13 protein-coding genes are annotated in these 18,961 nt (G+C 38.8%); 7 read left to right on the top strand and 6 right to left on the bottom strand.

Annotated features, from left to right (window positions below; all coding sequences use genetic code 11):
- Positions 1–80: 80 nt before the first annotated feature.
- The gene (locus tag ACYVFA_RS03585) at positions 81–1,148 is read right to left on the bottom strand and encodes a mannose-1-phosphate guanylyltransferase (RefSeq protein ID WP_460470423.1); all 1,068 of its coding nucleotides are present in this window, start codon (positions 1,146–1,148) and stop codon (positions 81–83) included.
- A 240-nt stretch (positions 1,149–1,388) separates the two neighbouring features.
- Positions 1,389–2,432 carry a DUF3089 domain-containing protein gene (locus tag ACYVFA_RS03580; RefSeq protein ID WP_460470422.1) on the bottom strand — a complete coding sequence of 348 codons (1,044 nt, stop codon included), beginning with the start codon at positions 2,430–2,432 and terminating at the stop codon, positions 1,389–1,391.
- A gap of 132 nt (positions 2,433–2,564) precedes the next feature.
- On the opposite strand from ACYVFA_RS03580, the gene ACYVFA_RS03575 reads away from it, so the two are divergent.
- From ACYVFA_RS03575 to ACYVFA_RS03560, 4 genes are all read left to right on the top strand, one after another.
- Positions 2,565–5,777 (top strand): carboxypeptidase-like regulatory domain-containing protein, encoded by a 3,213-nt coding sequence (locus ACYVFA_RS03575; RefSeq protein ID WP_460470421.1) that lies wholly within the window; start codon positions 2,565–2,567, stop codon positions 5,775–5,777.
- A gap of 162 nt (positions 5,778–5,939) precedes the next feature.
- Positions 5,940–7,169: an NADP-dependent isocitrate dehydrogenase gene (locus ACYVFA_RS03570; RefSeq protein ID WP_460470420.1), complete on the top strand. Its 1,230-nt coding sequence runs from the start codon at positions 5,940–5,942 to the stop codon at positions 7,167–7,169.
- 123 nt (positions 7,170–7,292) lie between these two features.
- Positions 7,293–9,173 (top strand): T9SS type A sorting domain-containing protein, encoded by a 1,881-nt coding sequence (locus ACYVFA_RS03565; RefSeq protein WP_460470419.1) that lies wholly within the window; start codon positions 7,293–7,295, stop codon positions 9,171–9,173.
- Positions 9,174–9,276: 103 nt separating this feature from the next.
- Positions 9,277–10,263 (top strand): Gfo/Idh/MocA family protein, encoded by a 987-nt coding sequence (locus ACYVFA_RS03560; RefSeq protein ID WP_460470418.1) that lies wholly within the window; start codon positions 9,277–9,279, stop codon positions 10,261–10,263.
- Positions 10,264–10,353: 90 nt separating this feature from the next.
- Here ACYVFA_RS03560 and ACYVFA_RS03555 read toward each other — a convergent pair whose 3' ends face one another.
- Both ACYVFA_RS03555 and ACYVFA_RS03550 read right to left on the bottom strand, forming a co-directional pair.
- The gene (locus ACYVFA_RS03555) at positions 10,354–10,773 is read right to left on the bottom strand and encodes a nucleoside-diphosphate kinase (RefSeq protein ID WP_460470417.1); all 420 of its coding nucleotides are present in this window, start codon (positions 10,771–10,773) and stop codon (positions 10,354–10,356) included.
- Between the two features lie 159 nt (positions 10,774–10,932).
- Positions 10,933–12,210, bottom strand: coding sequence for a Glu/Leu/Phe/Val family dehydrogenase (locus ACYVFA_RS03550; protein WP_460470416.1), 1,278 nt, complete (start codon positions 12,208–12,210; stop codon positions 10,933–10,935).
- Between the two features lie 275 nt (positions 12,211–12,485).
- On the opposite strand from ACYVFA_RS03550, the gene ACYVFA_RS03545 reads away from it, so the two are divergent.
- The 3 genes from ACYVFA_RS03545 to ACYVFA_RS03535 all read left to right on the top strand — a co-directional run bounded on the left by ACYVFA_RS03545 (position 12,486) and on the right by ACYVFA_RS03535 (position 16,316).
- Positions 12,486–12,911, top strand: a complete 426-nt coding sequence (locus ACYVFA_RS03545) for a TraR/DksA family transcriptional regulator (RefSeq protein WP_460470415.1) — start codon at positions 12,486–12,488, stop codon at positions 12,909–12,911.
- 187 nt (positions 12,912–13,098) lie between these two features.
- Complete coding sequence (locus tag ACYVFA_RS03540; RefSeq protein ID WP_460470414.1) at positions 13,099–15,630, top strand: M14 family metallopeptidase; 2,532 nt, start codon at positions 13,099–13,101, stop codon at positions 15,628–15,630.
- A 176-nt stretch (positions 15,631–15,806) separates the two neighbouring features.
- Positions 15,807–16,316 (top strand): heme-binding domain-containing protein, encoded by a 510-nt coding sequence (locus ACYVFA_RS03535; RefSeq protein ID WP_460470413.1) that lies wholly within the window; start codon positions 15,807–15,809, stop codon positions 16,314–16,316.
- A gap of 39 nt (positions 16,317–16,355) precedes the next feature.
- On the opposite strand, the gene ACYVFA_RS03530 is transcribed toward ACYVFA_RS03535, so the two are convergent.
- Both ACYVFA_RS03530 and ACYVFA_RS03525 read right to left on the bottom strand, forming a co-directional pair.
- Positions 16,356–17,399 carry a S66 peptidase family protein gene (locus ACYVFA_RS03530; RefSeq protein WP_460470412.1) on the bottom strand — a complete coding sequence of 348 codons (1,044 nt, stop codon included), beginning with the start codon at positions 17,397–17,399 and terminating at the stop codon, positions 16,356–16,358.
- A gap of 107 nt (positions 17,400–17,506) precedes the next feature.
- On the bottom strand, positions 17,507–18,664 hold the full coding sequence (locus ACYVFA_RS03525) for a 2-isopropylmalate synthase (protein ID WP_460470411.1): 1,158 nt from the start codon (positions 18,662–18,664) through the stop codon (positions 17,507–17,509).
- Positions 18,665–18,961 lie beyond the last annotated feature (297 nt).

Raw genomic sequence — 18,961 nt, 5'->3', positions numbered from 1 at the left:
AAGAAGTCACTATGTTTCACTATCAGAATCAATTGTGTAACATTGTGCATTTAATGTACATTGTGGCAAAAATCACCAGTTTATACAAATTCTTTTCCTTTATTTCCGGCAGCTGCTACAAACTCTTTTACCTTTTGCTCGTCTTCTTTCTTGCAAATCATCAATACATTATCGTATTCAGCTACGATATAGCCATCCAAGCCATTGATTACGACTAATCTATCCTGAGGTGTTTTAATAATAGAGTTTTTAGTATCATACAACAATGTCTCGCCGTCTATTACATTATGGTTCTCATCTTTAGGCGATACGTCATAAAGCGACTTCCAGGTTCCTAAATCTGACCAGCCAATATCCGATAGTACGACAAATACATTCTCGGCTCTTTCCATCACGCCATTATCAATCGAGATATTTTTGCATTGAGGATACGCTTTCTTCAGTGCATCAGCCTCTTTGTCAGTATAAAAATCTTTCTTGATTTCTTCAAAGGCTTCGGCCATTTCTGGCAGAAACATTTCAAAGGTCTTCTTTATTGTCTGTACATTCCAGATGAAAATACCAGCGTTCCAGACAAATTCTCCACTTTCAATAAATTTGACAGCCCACTCCAGATTTGGTTTTTCTGTGAAAGTACGCACGCGTTTAATATCACCTTCCGATTCTGTAAACTGGATATAGCCATAACCTGTATCGGGGCGGGTAGGCTTGATGCCCAGTGTTACCAATACATCATTCTTAGCTGAGAAATGAAGTGCAATTTTAATTCTTGTCCGAAACTCTTCTTCTTTTAGAATAATATGGTCGGCTGGAGCCACTACAATATTGGCATCCGGATTCTTAGAGGCAATTTTATAGCAGGCGTATCCGATACAAGGCGCTGTATTTCTGCGGCTTGGCTCCAGCAATATCTGATCGTCTGAGAGATACGGCATCTGCTGTTTACATAAATCGTAGTATTCTTCGCTCGTAACGATATAGATATTTTCTTGCGGGCAGATACCTTCAAAACGCTCAACAGTTTGTTGAATCATGGTTTTACCTACACCTAGCACATCATGAAATTGTTTTGGGTTGTTGGTACGGCTAAAAGGCCAGAATCTTGACCCTACGCCTCCGGCCATTATAATCACATAATTATCTTTCATTAATAATACTTCAAATGTTAAATGTACGTTTCATAAAATTTAAAGGTGAGATACTTAATCTGAAACACCTGATATTTTTAGTTTTCGTACTATGGAGTAAATGAATGTTTTATCTGGTTTAATTATCAGAAATCTATTAGCAAATTTTAATCCAACGATTAAAACTAATGTATTGCCGGATAGTTTTCAGGGTTGATTTAACTATCAATTGTATTGTTTTTGAAGTGTTTAAATAAGTTTTTATGGTTGATGAAAGTATTTTTCTGTTCGTAAAGCTACGTTTTCTCTGATATTCATCCAAAATAAGTTTATATCAGCCCGATGCCATATTTTAGTATGTAATAACATCCTTCCTCGTACATAAGGCTTATTAATCCACAAAATACCTTCATGCACCTGTGCGTCGGCAGCTTCTTTCACAAAAGTAAATTTTAAGCCTACGCCTCCTTTATTCTCTTTTTTTGAAACAAAATCTTCATTCAGTTTCCAGGATAGCGGATTCGTGCAAACTGCTTTATCTAAGCCGTCTTTATAATAGGGTGGAACAAAATCCCGCGCAAAAGTATTCCACGAAACGAACCCACCGACTTCATCTGCCGATTGGCTGGGTTTGATATTGTCAAAGGTATCGGCTGCTGTGGCAATGCCAATCAGATAAGCTTCTACGAACTGTTTTTGCAATGGTTTTCCGTCAAAAAACTCTTTCAACAGGCGTTTGGCAAGAACTGTTCCCTGGCTATGAGAAGCAATAATAATGGGGCGCCCTTTATTCCAATGGCTAAGATAATACTCAAATGCCGATTTTACATCAGAATAAGCTAAATCTAATGCCTGTTTTTTATCATCTGCATTTTTTGTCAGAAAACTATAGTAGTGCGCCTGCCGGTAACGAGGGGCATATACCCTACCCGAACCATTAAAAGCAGTGGCCTGATTCAGGATAGTTGAGTTGTCGACCATTGAATTTAACTCTGCATCATTTACGTCGGCATTCCAGAGATATTGGTTCTTGGGAGTATAGGTGTAAATAGTAGGATGAAGGAAGAAAACATCCACTTTCGCGTCTTTCTGTCCATCTTTCAGGTTCGACTTCAAGGGTAGTCTATCGGCGGCATCTTCTTTATCCGGAAGTGCTGCCCAAGTGTCATTTAAGCCATAATCCGGTGCTGGAGGAATGTTGGCAGAATCGAACCCTGAGGGCAGAATTACGTACTTCTGAGCGTACAAATGGGCTTCAAATAAGTAGAAAAACAAAAATAAATATGAAAAAAAACCTTTTCTCATCTTATATGATTATTTTTTGTTAAAATTGTAAAATTTTTATAAAATCTAACAATAGTATGCTTGCATATTATTGTTTTCTTTTCTATGTTTGAAACAAAATTACGTTTTGTTAACCCACTAACCAATACCTTCATGCAGAAACTTTCCGTAAAAAAATTGTTGTTCGGAATCTGTTGCTTTTTTATTACACAAGCGGTCTTAGCTCAGACCAAAGTTTCAGGAACAATAACAGACGCTGTTACAAAAGAACCTCTAATTGGAGTAAGTGTACAAGTGAAAGGAAAAGTAATCGGAACCATTACCGATACTAAAGGCAATTTCTCTTTCAGCACTTCAACACCACCTCCTTTCTCATTAGTAATTACCTCGGTGGGTTATGAAAGTCAGGAAGTAAGCGTTTCAGGCAACAATGCTGCTATCAACATTTCCTTGAAAGAACAGGCCATCTTGGGCCAGGAAGTAGTTGTAGCTGCTTCACGTGTGGAAGAAACCGTGATGAAATCACCGGTTGCCGTTGAAAAAATGGACATCCGTGCTATTCGCGAATCAACCTCTCCTTCATTCTATGATGCACTTGCCAATATGAAGGGTGTTGACATGACCACTCAAGGATTGCTTTTTAAATCTATCAACATGCGTGGATTCGGTGCAACCGGTAACGTCCGTACTGTGCAGATGATTGATGGGATGGACAACCAGGCTCCCGGCTTAAACTTCCCTGTTGATAATATTGTAGGCATGCCAGAATTAGACGTTGAAAGCGTAGAATTACTACCAGGTGCAGCTTCTGCCTTATATGGCCCTAATGCCATCAATGGTTTAATATTGATGAACAGCAAAAGTCCATTCTTATATCAAGGCTTAAGTGCTACTGCTAAAGGTGGTGTAATGAACGCCTCTAATCGCTCTACAGCTACTACTCCTTTCTATGATATGTCTCTACGCTATGCGAAAGCATTCAACGATAAATTTGCCTTTAAAGTAAACTTGTCTTACATAGCCGCAAAAGACTGGGAAGCCACTAATTATACTAACCTGAATCTGGGCGGTTTACAAAATGGTACGCGTGGCGCAGGTGTAAAAAACGACTATGATGGTATGAATATTTATGGTGATGAGATTCAGGCTAATATGACAACCGTTGCCAATGGTTTAGTTGCTGCCGGTTTATTGCCATCTGCTGCTACTGCACTGATTCCTGCTAATACAAATATCAGCCGTACAGGTTATTTAGAGAAAGATATGGTTGACTATAATACGAAGAGTTTTAAAACAAATGTTGCACTTCATTATAGATTGAACGAAAAAGTAGAAGCCATTGCACAGGTCAACTATGGCTATGGTACTACTGTTTATACCGGAACAGGTCGTTACTCTTTAAGAAACTTCAACCTTACGCAAGCTAAGCTTGAATTGAAAGGAGATAATTTTACACTGAGAGCCTATACTACTCAAGAACGTTCAGGACAATCGTATTTCTCTGGCTTAACGGCTGTGAATATGCTCAATGAAATTAAGCCTCACGCTACCTGGTTTGGCCAATATGTAGGCGCTTTTGTACAAGCAAGAAGTGGTGGAATGGCTGAGACAGATGCACACCTGGCAGCTCGTGCTGCAGCCGATCAAGGTATGCCGCAACCAGGAACTGCCGCTTATGAAGCATTATTAGATAAATACAGAGAAAAAGCGATTGTTGATGGAGGCGGTGCATTCCTAGACAAAACAAACCTGTATCATGCTGAAGGGGTTTATAACTTCAAAAATCAGATTAAATTTATCGACCTTTTAGGGGGTGCTAATTATAGAGTTTATCAGTTACGTTCGGAAGGAACTCTGTTTGCTGATCAGAAAGATGGCAGAAACGGTACTATTAATATCAATGAATATGGCGCTTTCTTACAAGCTTCAAAAAGTATGTTTGCAGACCACTTCAAACTGACTGCTTCAATCAGATACGATAAAAACCAAAACTTTGATGGCCAATTTACACCACGTGTTTCTGGTGTAGCTTCATTTGGTGACCACAACGTTCGCTTATCTTACCAATCAGGTTTTAGAATCCCGACCACCCAAAATCAATATATTGACCTGAAAACTCCTGCAGGTACATTAATTGGTGGCCTACCTGAATTCAATTCAAGATATAATTTAAGCAATGGTATTTCTTTAGCCGTTTTAAATGATTTTCAGGCGAATCCTTTGAAATACATTACGGCTGATGTAATAGCCAAAGCACAGGCTTATGCAACTCAGGCAGTAACAGCTCAGGCAACACCAGCAATTACTGCAGGGGTTAACGCCGCTATTACTAAACAAGTTGAAGCAGCTGTTACGGCTGCTATTACGCAACAAGTTACTGCAGCTGTTACAGCACAGGTAAATGCGGCAGTGCAGGCGGGGCAAATTCCTGCAGCTAATGCACCTGCGGCTATTCAGGCCGGCGTTGCTGGTGCATTACCAGGTGCTTTAGCGCAAAACCTACAACCGGGTGTTGCTGCGGCTCTACCGGGTGCATTGGCAGCCAACTTTCAGCCCGCTTTTAATGCAGAGTTACAAAAGGTATTAGTTGCTAATGTTCCGGGGGTTACCCAACAGGTTGCTCCTGCATTTGCTTTAGCTACTTTGCCCAAATATCAGGCAAAAACGCTTCAACCAGAGCGTATTCAATCTATCGAAATTGGCTATAAAGGCTTAATTGCTAAAAGATTATTTGTTGATGCTTATTACTACACCAGTACTTACAGAAACTTCATTGGTGGTGTTTCTGTAGTAGTTCCAACTCAACCTGCTGCTGCTGGTTTACCTATCGAATCTGGTGTATCTAGTGCTACTACTCGTCAGGGTTATTCAAGACCTGCCAATACTTCTGAGAAAATCAAAGTAAATGGCTGGGCAATCGGCTTGAATTATTCTTTAGACAAAGGCTTCTTTATTAATGCCAATATCGCTAATAATGAATTGAAAAGATTTGTACCAAGCCCTGAACAACAATACGCGGGCTTCAACACACCTGAATATCGTTATAACTTAGGCTTTGGTAAGAGAATCGGAAGTGGTGATAAATTTGGTTTCAACATCAATTTCAAACATCAGAATGCATTTTTGTGGGAAGCTAGCTTTAACCAACCAACCACTACTGGTTTAACTCTATTTACCAATACTACAGTACCTGCCATCAATAATATCGATGCACAGGTGAGTATGAAACTTCCGGCGATGAAATCGATTATCAAGCTTGGAGGAACAAACATTGGTGGTAAACCATATATACAGGCTTATGGTAGTGCATTAGTAGGTTCGATGTATTATGTAGCTCTATCATTTGATGAGCTTCTGAATAAATAAGATTTTATTAATTTTCATAATTTTCTTTGGTTTAAGTTAAAAAGAGCTTCCGATTGGAGGCTCTTTTTTTATGGTTTCCGATAGAAAATTCGATTTAATTATACATTTTTTCATATTCTGTGCATAACTTTACAACCGCATTTATTAATTAAACAAATAATCATGGATAAGATTAAAGTAGCTAATCCCGTTGTTGAATTAGACGGAGACGAGATGACTCGAATCATCTGGCGTTTTATTAAAGACAAATTGATTCTACCATATGTTGATGTAGATATTAAATATTATGACCTTGGTGTTGAATATCGTGATGAAACCAACGACCAGGTAACCGTCGATGCAGCAAATGCTATTAAAGAATATGGCGTGGGTATCAAATGTGCTACTATTACTCCTGACGAAGCACGTGTAACAGAGTTTAATCTGAAACAAATGTGGAAATCACCAAATGGTACAATCCGTAATATCCTGGACGGTACTGTTTTCCGTGAGCCAATCGTTTGTCAGAACGTACCTCGTTTGGTTTCTAACTGGACCTCTCCTATCATCGTAGGTCGTCACGCTTTTGGTGATCAATACCGCGCGACAGATTTCGTAGTAGATGGCCCGGGCAAATTAACTATGAAGTTTGAAGGTGCTGATGGTACTGTAAAAGAATTTGACGTATATAATTTCAAAGGAGGCGGAGTAGCAATGGGTATGTATAACACAGATGAATCTATCCGTGGTTTTGCACACTCATGTTTCAATGTTGCCCTGAACAAAAAATGGCCTTTGTATTTATCTACCAAAAACACCATTCTGAAAAAATACGATGGTCGTTTCAAAGATATTTTTGAAGAAATCTATCAGGCAGATTATAAAGCTAAGTTTGCAGAAGCGGGTATCGTTTACGAACACCGTTTGATTGACGATATGGTAGCTTCTGCCTTGAAATGGAATGGTTCATTCGTATGGGCTTGTAAAAACTACGATGGCGACGTACAGTCTGATTCAGTAGCTCAAGGTTTCGGTTCATTAGGTTTGATGACTTCTGTATTAGTTACGCCAGACGGTGAAACAATGGAAGCAGAAGCAGCTCACGGAACTGTAACACGTCACTACCGTGACCACCAAGCCGGAAAACCAACATCAACTAACCCGATTGCTTCTATCTTTGCCTGGACTCGTGGATTGGAATTCCGTGGTAAAAAAGATGGCAACCAGGAGTTGATCGATTTCTGCCAGGCTTTAGAGCAAGTTTGTGTTGAAACGGTTGAGTCTGGCAAAATGACCAAAGATTTAGCAGTTTGTATTCATGGTAACAAAGTAAACCATGGCGAACATTACCTATATACTGAAGAGTTTTTGGAAGCATTAGACCAAAACTTGAAAATCAAATTAGGTAAGTAAGATTTTTCTACTTACGGTGCCTCTTTTATACGCCTTGGCTCTTGTAGTCAGGGCGTTTTGTTTTGGGTACCTCTATGGTATGATGTTTGCTGAAATTTTATAATTACCTATCAGGATTATCAGATGAAACCGCGTTTAATAGGCTTATTATACTTTTGCAGCCTCATATGCTCCTTACAAACCATTGCACAAAATGCCATTCAATGGCAGAAAAGCATGGGAGGCAAAAATAACGAATATGCCTATGCCTCTACTCCTACAACCGATGGTGGCTATATTATCGTTGGTTCAACCACAAGCAATAATGATGGAGATGTTCCTGCCTCCAAGGCATTTAATGGCGCTGGTGGTACCGACATCTGGGTGGTTAAAGTAAATAACTGGGGAGAAATACTCTGGTCTAAAACTTTTGGAGGCACAAAAGATGATATTGCAACTGATATAATAGAAACCAAGGATAAAAATATCCTGATTTTAGCTACAACAACCTCAACTGATGGCGACGCCTTGGGTAATGGTACTCGCGGAGGCTTAATTTTATTAAAACTCAAAACCGACGGGAGCATGATATGGCGGAAGGTTTTCGCCGGAGGATTTAATGTTGGTGACTTAGCTTTCACCAAAGCCGATGCTTACTCAAAACCAACTATCAAAGCTACTGCCGACGGTAATTATATTATAGGAGCTAATATACTCCCATTAATTAAGACAGATATATGGTTAGCCAAAATTACTGAAAATGGCCAGACACTATGGTCAAAAACTTATGGCAGCAATCAGAATGATTGGGTGAATGAAGTAATCGTTTGCACGGATGGTGGCTATTTAATGGTAGGAGGAACAGAAGGCAGTAATAGCGAAATACCCGGAGCAGGCAAAGGCTATATTGATATTTATATCTTAAAAATAGATGCTGCTGGCACTTTACAATGGCAAAAAGGCTTTGGTGGCTCAAATCTGGACGAAGCGTTTTCTGGCTTGCAGTTAGCTGACGGTTCTTTTTTTATAGTGGGAGAGAGTAATTCTACTAATGGAGATTTAGCTGAGAATCTAGGCGAAAAGGATGGTTTTATTTTAAAACTAGCTAATAGTGGTTCTCTGCAATGGAAAAAACAAGTAGGAGGAACTTATTCAGATGGACTGTATGCTATCAGACAATCTAACACAGGCAAAGCCTTTGCTTTCGGACAAAGTAATTCAACGATGGGAGGTGTTAAACCAAAGAGTTCTTTTGGTGATGTCTGGATTACTCAGATAGAAGAAAATATTGGGGTTCTGAAAGAAAGTACATTACTCGGCGGAGCCGATATTGAAATCGCTCGTGGAGCTTATCCTACTTCTGATGGTGGTTTTATTGTGGCCGCCAGTGCCAATTCTGTTGATGGAGACTTGACACAAAACAAAGGAAATACAGATTTCTGGCTTATAAAAACAGGTTTACCTTTACCAGCTACTTTAGGCATTTTTTCAGCTGCGTTAACTAACGAACAATATGTAAAACTTTCGTGGACGTCGCTAAACGAAACCAAAGCTAAAAACTTTGTCATTGAACGCAGTTTTGACCTGATCCGATTTACTGTTATCGGTCAGGTAAATGCTACCGGAACAAGTAGTAGCTCAAAATCTTATTCATTTACTGATACAAAACCCATTATTGGTAAAAACTATTATCGTTTAAAATTCTATGATGAGGCCAACAAGGAATTTATCTATAAAACCGTATCGGCTATTGTGGCGCTATTAGCCAATGAAACTGAAACCAATCCTACAATCACGGTTTATCCTAATCCTGTCATAGGTTCTTCTTTTGAGCTAAAATCAACTAAAGAATTAACCGATGTTATCTTCCTTGATGCCAAAGGCATACCCATTGCCATAGAAACAGATGCACTAGATGCTTCTCAAAGTCGGATTTCATTCAAACAAAATCTGAATGCCGGAATCTATTTTCTTATATTAGATACTAAGGGGCATAAAGTGGTTAAAAAATTGATTGTTCCATAAAGCATTTTTTTGCCTACATTTATCATTTAAATCAATATTTCAAGCTGTTTCAAACATCAATCAGAGACTATAGTCGTTATCTGAATTATATATAAACACGAAGATGACCAAACCAATCAGATGGGGTATTATAGGGCTAGGAAAAATTGCAGAGAAATTTGCCAATGACTTAGTGAAAGTGCCTTATACACAATTACATGCTGTTGCATCTACCTCAATAGAACGGGCGCAGGATTTTGCCCAGAAGTTTCATGTACCCTATCATTATGATTCGTATCAGGAGATTTTCAAAACGCCTGATCTGGATGTGATTTATATTGCCACACCCCATAGTTTGCATGCAGAAAACGCAATTCTCTGCCTGAAAAACAAAATGCCTGTGCTTTGTGAAAAACCATTTGCCATGAATCTGAAAGAGGTGCAGAAGATGGTTGACACTGCCCGCGAGAATGATACTTTTCTGATGGAAGCAATGTGGACGAGGTTTATCCCGGTTATTCAGAAAACACAGGAGCTCATTGCCGAAGATAGAATAGGAAAAATAAAGACCATTCATGCTGATTTTGGTTTCGTAGCACCTTTTACACCTGAACGCAGAACCTTAAATCCGGCATTGGGTGGTGGCGCTTTATTAGATATTGGTATCTATCCTGCTTATTTAAGTCTTTTACTGTTAGATTACCCAACAGCTATTCATGCCGTAAGTACATTCGGACAAACAGGAGTTGATGAAACCACCAGCTTTGTTTTCAAGTATCCACAGGCAACAGCATTAATGAATGCAACCTTTGCATCTCGCACACGTACAGAAGCATTAATATATGGAGAAAAAGGGTATATTCATTTACCTGAACGTTTTCATGAAAGTAGAACGGTGGTACTTTATGAAACTGATAAAGACCCTATAACCTTTACTTTTGAGAGAGAAAGCCGGGGATATAACTTTGAAATTGAAGAAGTAAACAATTGCCTTAGAAACAACAAAAAGGAAAGTGTAAAAATGCCGCTTTCGATGAGTGTGAAGTTGATGAGCCTGTTGGATGAAATCCGCCTGAAAGCAGGTATTAAATATGACGGGATTGACGATTGAGTTATTCTCAGGTAAAGTTTTTAATAAATATACAGAAAAAATAAGCCTTGGCGAGATTCACCAAGGCTTATTTTTTTATAGACTAAACTCTTAATATTGATCTGTTACACCGAAGAAGAATGAACCTTCTATAGCTGCGTTTTCATCTGAATCTGAACCGTGAATAGCGTTTTCTCCCATAGATTTTGCATATTTTTTACGGATAGTACCTTCTGCTGCATTTGCCGGATTTGTTGCTCCGATTAAAGTACGAAAATCAGTTACCGCATTGTCTTTTTCTAAAATCATTGGAACGATTGGTCCCGAAGACATCATTTCGCACAATTCACCATAAAAACCTCTTTCTTTATGTACTTCGTAAAATTTACCCGCTAAAGCAGGGGTCAATTGAGTCTTTTTCATAGCTACGATTCTGAAGCCAGCTGCCTCAATCATAGCTATGATTCCACCAATATGATTATCAGCCACTGCGTGAGGTTTAATCATTGTGAAAGTTCTGTTACTTGCCATATCTTTAGTTTTTTGAATTTTCGTAAAAGTACTGAATTTAACTTAACTGTATACGTTTTATTAAGATTATGTAAAAATTTAAGACTTTGAATTAATAAAAACCCATTTGTCTTTTATTCAACAAATGGGCCTTTAATATGTCATTAAAGAGTGTTGGTATCACCCATACCCTCCGCGGAACTTATAGGTGCTCGCAACTTTATCAATAGCTACGATATAAGCCGCCAGTCGCATCGAAACTTTATGCTTCTGTGATGTTTCAAATACTTTATCAAAAGCATCTTTCATCATGCGGTCGCAACGGCGGTTTATTCTGTCTAATGCCCATTTATAACCAATACGATTCTGTACCCATTCAAAATAAGAAACCGTTACACCACCTGCATTCGCTAAAATATCCGGCACAACCATAATTCCTTTTTCATTGATAATATCATCAGCACTGGCAGAAGTAGGGCCGTTAGCTCCTTCTACAATCAATTTAGCTTGTATATGCGCCGCATTTTCATGTGTTATTACGTCTTCTTTTGCCGCCGGAACCAATACATCTACATTCAGCGCCAATAAATCTTCATTACTTATCAATTCTGCTTCTTTAAAGCCTTCCAGACTACCTCTATTCGCATTACGGTAGGCAATCGCTTTCTCTATATCAATACCTTTGGCATTGTAATATGCACCAGATATATCACTGATACCACAAATAGTTACACCCTTTTCTTGTAGCAACTGTGCTGCATGCGAACCCACATTACCAAAGCCTTGTACAGCCGCAGTAGTTCTATAAGGATTCAAACGTAATTTCTCCATGCCCGAAAGCGCTGAAACCATTACCCCACGTCCGGTGGCTTCTGTACGGCCTAATGAACCACCCAATACCAGTGGTTTTCCGGTTACAACCGCATTTACCGTCATGCCTTTGGCTTTTGAGTACTCATCCATCAACCAGGCCATTTCACGTGGACCTGTTCCCATATCCGGTGCTGGAATATCCTTATCAGGACCAAATATATCAAGCATTGATAAGGTATAAGCTCGCATCAAACGTTCCATTTCACCAGAAGACATTTCTCTTGGGTTGCAGGCAATTCCGCCTTTAGCTCCCCCATAAGGTATATCCACCACCGCACACTTCCAGGTCATCCAGGCCGCTAAAGCACGCACTTCATCAATATTTACTGCCGGATCAAAACGAATCCCCCCTTTACTTGGCCCTAAAATCGTTGAGTGAATCACCCGGTATCCTTCAAAGACCTTTATTTGCCCGTTATCCATCGTCACAGGCAATCCAACTGTTACTTGACGCGCAGGAACTTTCAGGATATAATACATCTCTTCGCTGATTCCTAAAATCTTTACTGCTGCATCAAACCTTGACATCATTGACTCCAAAGGATTTTCTGTATCCTTAATCGGAGCCGGTTCTATGTAATTCATAATAGAATTTTCTATTGTTGATGATTTTTTTAGGGTGCAAACTTAGAAAAAAGAAAGTATTTCTTAAAATTGTTAAATTTTACAAAAACTTAACTTTCTCTTAATTTTTAGACTTATACTTTAGTCCTGAACTGACAATTTTATCGTTCGCCAAATAATTTACTGTTTTTGAATAATTACCTTTAAATAAATTTTTTTGAGGGTTTGTCAATATTTTAATTGGGCGGTTGCTTAAACGGGCAAAAAACGCTATCTTTGTGGCGTTTTTTTAGAGTATGTACCCAATTTTAACAATTTACTGCATTACGATTATGGCCGTAGTTGAAGAAAAAACCCGTTATTCAGAAGAAGAACTGAGGGAGTTTGAGGTAATCATTACCAACAAATTGGAAGCAACAAGAAATGAGTTGAACTTTATTAAAGAAACGCTAAGTCGTAAAAATGACAACGGTACTGATTACACATCAAGCAGCACAAAACTATTGGAAGATGGTGCTGATGTAAGTGAAAAAGAACAATTGAGTCAATCGGCTGGACGTTTACAAAAGTTTGCTCAGCAATTGGAAGCTGCATTAATCCGGATTAAAAATGGTACTTACGGTATTTGCAAAGATACCGGTAAATTGATACCAAAAGAGCGCTTGAGAGCAGTGCCGCACACGCAGCAAACTATTGAAGCTAAATTAAAAGCGTCGAACTAATCTTTTTCGACCACCTTATTAAATAAATGCCTTAAAATAATAGAGAAAAGGTGTCAACCACACTCTTTGAACGGAATTTTTAAGGTTTGTAGATTCTTTGTCTATACAAAAAGCCTCTGTGTCAGAGGCTTTTTGTATTTTTAGCTGGAAATTACCTTAATTGCTAAATAAACTACCCCCATTCTTCATGAAAAAAGTACTACTCTTACTCTTCATCATTGTAAACTCATACACTTACGGACAAGTAGCCGATAGTTATTACTTGCCGCAGGACGTAAAGTATGACCCTAAAATTCCAACACCGAAACAATTCCTGGGCTATCAGGTAGGCGAACAGCACGTAACACCCTACGAGCAATATGCCTATATGAGAGAATTGGCTCGTTTGTCAGACAGGTTTAAAGTTGAGGTATACGGCAAAACCTTTGAAAACCGTGAGCTTTTATTGTTGACTGTTACTTCGCCTAAAAACCATTCACAGTTAGAACAAATAAAAGCAGAGCATCAGAAATTGGTTAATCCTTCTCAATCAGGTAGTGTAGATACCAAAAAAATGCCGATTGTGGTCTGGATGGGCTATTCGGTACATGGCAATGAGCCTAGTGGTACGAACTCAAACCTGATGTCGGCCTATTACTTAGCCGCAGCACAGGGAGCAAGTGTAGACTCCTTGTTGAATGAAGCCATTATCTTAATCGACCCTTGTATTAATGCTGATGGTGGTAACAGATTTGCGACCTGGGTAAATATAAACAGAAGCAACACGCTTGTAAGCGATATAAACAGCCGGGAGTTCAGCGAAACATGGCCGGGTGGACGTACCAACCACTACTGGTTTGACCTGAATCGTGACTGGCTCTATCAACAAATGCCTGAAAGTAAAGGTCGTTTAGTAAAGTTTTATGAGTGGAGACCGAATATTTTAACCGACCACCACGAAATGGGAAGCGCTTCTTCTTTCTTTTTCCAACCAGGTATTCCTGCCCGCACGCACCCACTTACTCCCAAAAGCAATATTGAATTGACAGCCAAAATAGGCAAATTCCATGCCGCCGGCTTAGACAAGATTAATTCGGCTTATTATACGCAGGAAAATTACGACGATTTCTATTATGGTAAAGGTTCTACTCTACCCGATGTGAATGGTTCAATCGGCATTTTGTTTGAGCAGGCTTCTTCTCGCGGGCATTTACAGGAAACATCAAATGGTTTGTTGAGTTTTCCTTTTACGATTCGTAATCAGGTATCGGCCACTATGTCAACCCTAAAGGCAGCCAGAGCCATGCGTGTAGAGTTATTAGAGCATATGCGTAATTTCTATAAAGAAAGCTCTACCGATGCCGTGAAAGCCTATGTTTTTGGTGGAAGCAAGGATGCCGTAAAAACCTGGGAAATGATAAATATGTTGAAAAGAAACCAGATTGATGTTTATAAACTGGGTAAAGACGAAACGATAGATGGTACTTCATTCGATAAAAATGCTTCCTATGCCGTGCCTATGAATCAGCCACAACATAGATTGATTAAATCATTGTTTGAGAAACGCACCAAGTTTGAGGATAGCCTATTTTATGATATTTCGGCATGGTCGCTCCAATATTGTATGAACACCCCAACAGCAGAAGCCAAAGGCTCTGTTTCTTTAGGTGAAAAAGTAAGTGTGAATGAGTTTCCGAAAGGAAAGGTAGTGGGTAGCAGCACTTATGCTTATTTCTTTGAATGGAATAGCTATTATGCCCCAAGAACAGCCTATGAATTACTCAAAAAAGGCTATACTTTAAAGGTAGCGGTTGAGCCATTAACAGCCATTGTCAATGGAAAAGAACAGAAGTTTGATTATGGCACTATTCAGATTGTTTGCAATGGAAGCGACCCTAGCGACATATTGAAAACGCTCGCTGAAAGAGATGGTGTTGACTTTTATGCTACGGCAACAGGCTTAACACCTAATGGTATTGACTTAGGCAGTGAGAAATTCCGTCGTTTGAAACAACCCAAAGTATTAATGTTGGCCGGACCGGGTGTAAATGCTAATGATGCAGGTGAAATATGGCATTTGTTAGATACAAGAATCAATATCCCGCTTACATTCTCAGATATTGAAACAGCCAACCGTGTAAATCTGGATAAATATACCCATATAGTGATGGCCGGAGGTGGTTATAACAATCTGTCAGACGAGAAAATTAAACGCTTTGTGCAAGGTGGTGGTGTATTGGTAGCCATGACAGAAGCGGCAGAATGGGCAGCTAACAAGAAAATAGCTTCCATCACCGTAAAAGCACGCCCAACAAATGATGGGGCAGAAAAACGCCCTTACTATCTGCAAGAAAAATATAGTGGTGCTATGGAAACAGCAGGGACTATATTTGAAGCGAAAATAGACCCGACTCACCCGATCTGCTTTGGTTATGCACAAGATAAACTAGCTTTGTTTAAGGATAATAATATCTTCTTTGAAGACACTAAAAACCCGTATAATACGCCACTTATTTTTACGAATAACCCCTTGATAGCCGGATATGTACATCCTAAAAATGAAGCCTTAATCAAAAATTCTCCGGCAGTGATTACACAGACTTTGGGTGCAGGGAAAATCATATTAATGTCTGAAAACCCGAATTTCAGAGCATTCTGGTATGGAACTAATAAACTATTCCTTAACAGCCTTTTCTTTGGTCATATTATTGGTGGCGGAAGATTTGTTGGAGAGGAATAATTGATAATTAGCTATTCTGAAAGCTCTTTCAAGTTCTCTTGAAAGAGCTTTTGCTTTTAATAACATCAATATTTAGAAACAAAATTTACTAGCAGGCTATAATTATCACACACATATTTTATATTTATCAATAAATACCCCTATCAAACTAATTTAAACACTAATCTATTACACAAATGATCAAGAAAATTCTCCTAGGGCTTGGTGTCATTCTGATACTCATTCAGTTTATCCGTCCTGAAAAAAATGAATCTAATGAGAAAACACACGATATTTCTACCAAATATGCAGTTCCGACCAATGTGAATCATTTATTAGCCGTAGCTTGTAACGATTGCCATAGCAACAAAACTACTTATCCTTGGTATTCACAAATTCAACCTGTAGCGTGGTGGATGAATCATCATATAGAAGAAGGCAAAGGCGAGCTTAATTTTTCTACTTTTACTTCACGTCCTATTGCTGTGCAAAATCATAAATTTGAAGAGATTATAGATGAAGTTGATGAAAAAGGAATGCCTTTAGAATCTTATACTGCTCTGGGTTTCCATAAAGAAGCTAATCTGAGTGATGAAGAAAGAAAGGTCATAATCGATTGGGCTAAGGCACAAATGGATACCTTAAAAGCACATTATCCTGCTGATAGCTTGGTACTTAAAAGAAGAACTCCTCCGCCTGCTAAGTAATAGCGGGTTCTGAATCATATTTAAAAATAAGTGAAGCGGCTATTTATTAACCGCCGCTTCACTTAATGTAATACTTCCACTTCCGGCATCAATAGTAGCTTCTAAGCCAACCGGAACGGTAAATTTATCTTTAATATGCCCTATCATTGCTCCTGAAAAAGAAGGAATCTTTAAAGGCTTGATATGGTCTTCAAAAATATCTTCCATCGTTAATGAGCCATAGCCGCCTTTCGAAGGTGGACAATCTGTACATTTTCCAAACACAAAGCCTGAAAGCTGATTGAGTATACCTGCCAGTTTTAATTGGGTAATCATCCGGTCAATGCGGTAAAGGTCTTCACCTACATCTTCTAAAAACAAGATACTGCCTTTAAAATCCGGCAAATAAGGAGAGCCTACAATATGGCTTAATACGGTAAGGTTTCCACCAATTAATCTTCCTGTGGCTTTCCCTCCATTAATTGTATAAATTCTATCGTCAACTTGTACCAGATTATCTCCTTTGCTTGTTGGATTATCCATTTGCACTACATTACCTTCAATAAGCATATTTTTGAAGTTGTCGACTGAGAACTTATTCCATGTAGAAGAACCCACAGGGCCATGAAAGGTAATAAGACCTGTTTTGGCATAAATACCCAGTAACAAGGCTGTAATATCACTATAACCAATAAAAACCTTTGGATTCTGTTGAATGGTTTTATAATCTAGTAGTGGCAGTATTCTGGCGCAACCCCAGCCCCCATGCATCGCCATAATTCCGTTGATACTCTTATCCGCAAACATTTTGTTAATATCTGCTGCCCGGTCTTCGTCGCTACCCGCCAGATAGCCGTATCTATCAAATATGTGATCGCCTTTTTTTACTTTAAAGCCTAATACTTCTAAACTCTCAATGGTTATCTGAACATCTTCTTTAACAAAAGCAGAGTACGCAGGACACACCAAGCCTATCGTATCGCCTTTTTTCAAGGCAGCAGGTTTTAAGGTTTTTACTTTAGTATCTGAGAAAGAAAAATTCATATTAGCCAAGCCCAGACTTGCTAATAAAGTAGAGTTAAGAAAATGGCGACGATTAGTCATTGATTATAATGAAGTAGGATTTCTTAAAAGATTTATCAATGCAAAGTAAACAAAAAAAGGGCTTGATGAACGATTCACCAGGCCCTTTCCCAAATTTTGTTATACTATTACTCTACAGTAATGGTTTCTTTCATCAAGATAACCAGATCTTTATCATTTACTTCTTTAATTCTGTCAGCCAAATCAAGGAAACGGCTATAAGCATCATCAATCTCAGGTTTCTCCAATTTATATCCTAAAATTTCAAGACGATGTTTCAAAGCATGGCGGCCACTTCTGGCTGTCAATACGATAGAAGATTTATCAACCCCTACTTCTTGCGGATTGATAATCTCGTAGTTTTCGGTATGCTTTAAGAAACCATCCTGATGGATTCCAGACGAGTGTGCAAAAGCATTGCGTCCAACAATCGCTTTATTGGCTTGTACAGGCATTCTCATGGTTTGAGAAACCAGGTTACTCAAAGGAGAAAGCAATGTACTTTCAATATTAGTATGTAATCCTAAAGATTTATGTACTTTCAGAATCATCGCTACTTCTTCTAACGAAGTATTTCCTGCACGCTCACCTATACCGTTTATCGTTACCTCTACTTGTCTTGCACCAGCCTGGATACCTGCAATTGTATTAGCCGTAGCCAAACCTAAATCGTTATGATTATGCATCGAAATGATTGCTTTATCGATATTAGGCACATTATTCATGATGTATGAAATGCGCTCAAACATTTCATGAGGCAGTACATATCCGGTAGTATCCGGTAAGTTTACTACTGTTGCACCTGCTTTAATTACTTCGTCAGTTAGTTTTGCCAAAAATTCCAGATCAGCACGACCAGAATCTTCTGCGTAAAACTCTACATCTTCTACAAACTTTTTAGCATGCTTTACCGCCGCAATAGCTTGCTCGATAATCTGTTCGCGGGTACTATTAAATTTATGTTTAATATGGATATCAGATGCCCCGATTCCGGTATGGATACGTGGGCGTTTAGCAAATTGAAGTGCTTCTGCAGCGGCCTCAATATCGCCTTTAATCGCTCTTGACAGGGCACAAACGGTTGGCTCGGTTACAGCTTTTGATACTTCCACAACCGACTTGAAATCACCGGGACTTGAAATAGGGAAACCTGCTTCAATAATATCGACACCCAGTTTTTCGAGTTGTTTAGCAATCATTACCTTTTCATCGGTTGTTAACTGACAACCGGGAACTTGTTCTCCATCTCGTAAGGTGGTGTCGAAAACATAAATCTTTTGGCTCATCGCTGAATGAGGTGTTTAGTTATTTTTACTACTTCTTTTTACTCGCAAAAAAGCCCTTTCTCACTGAGTGTAAGAAAGGGCTTTTGATTTATACAAAGTCTCCGTTTCTCACACTGTATAGCTGAGTAGAAGGAGAAGTGAAATTGCGATTGCTGTTTGTTTCAATGGGTTTTGAATTTTCCAAGGACACAAATTTAGTAGAATATTTTTTTCTGGCAAAGACTTCCAAACATTTTTTTCAATCCAAAAACTCACATTAAAATTTCAGGCCCAATCTTAGAAAAATTATATCGTTCT

Source organism: Emticicia fontis (genome assembly GCF_054779675.1).
The sequence above is the reverse complement of the archived record's forward strand: the minus strand, read 5'-3'. Positions and strand labels throughout refer to the sequence as shown.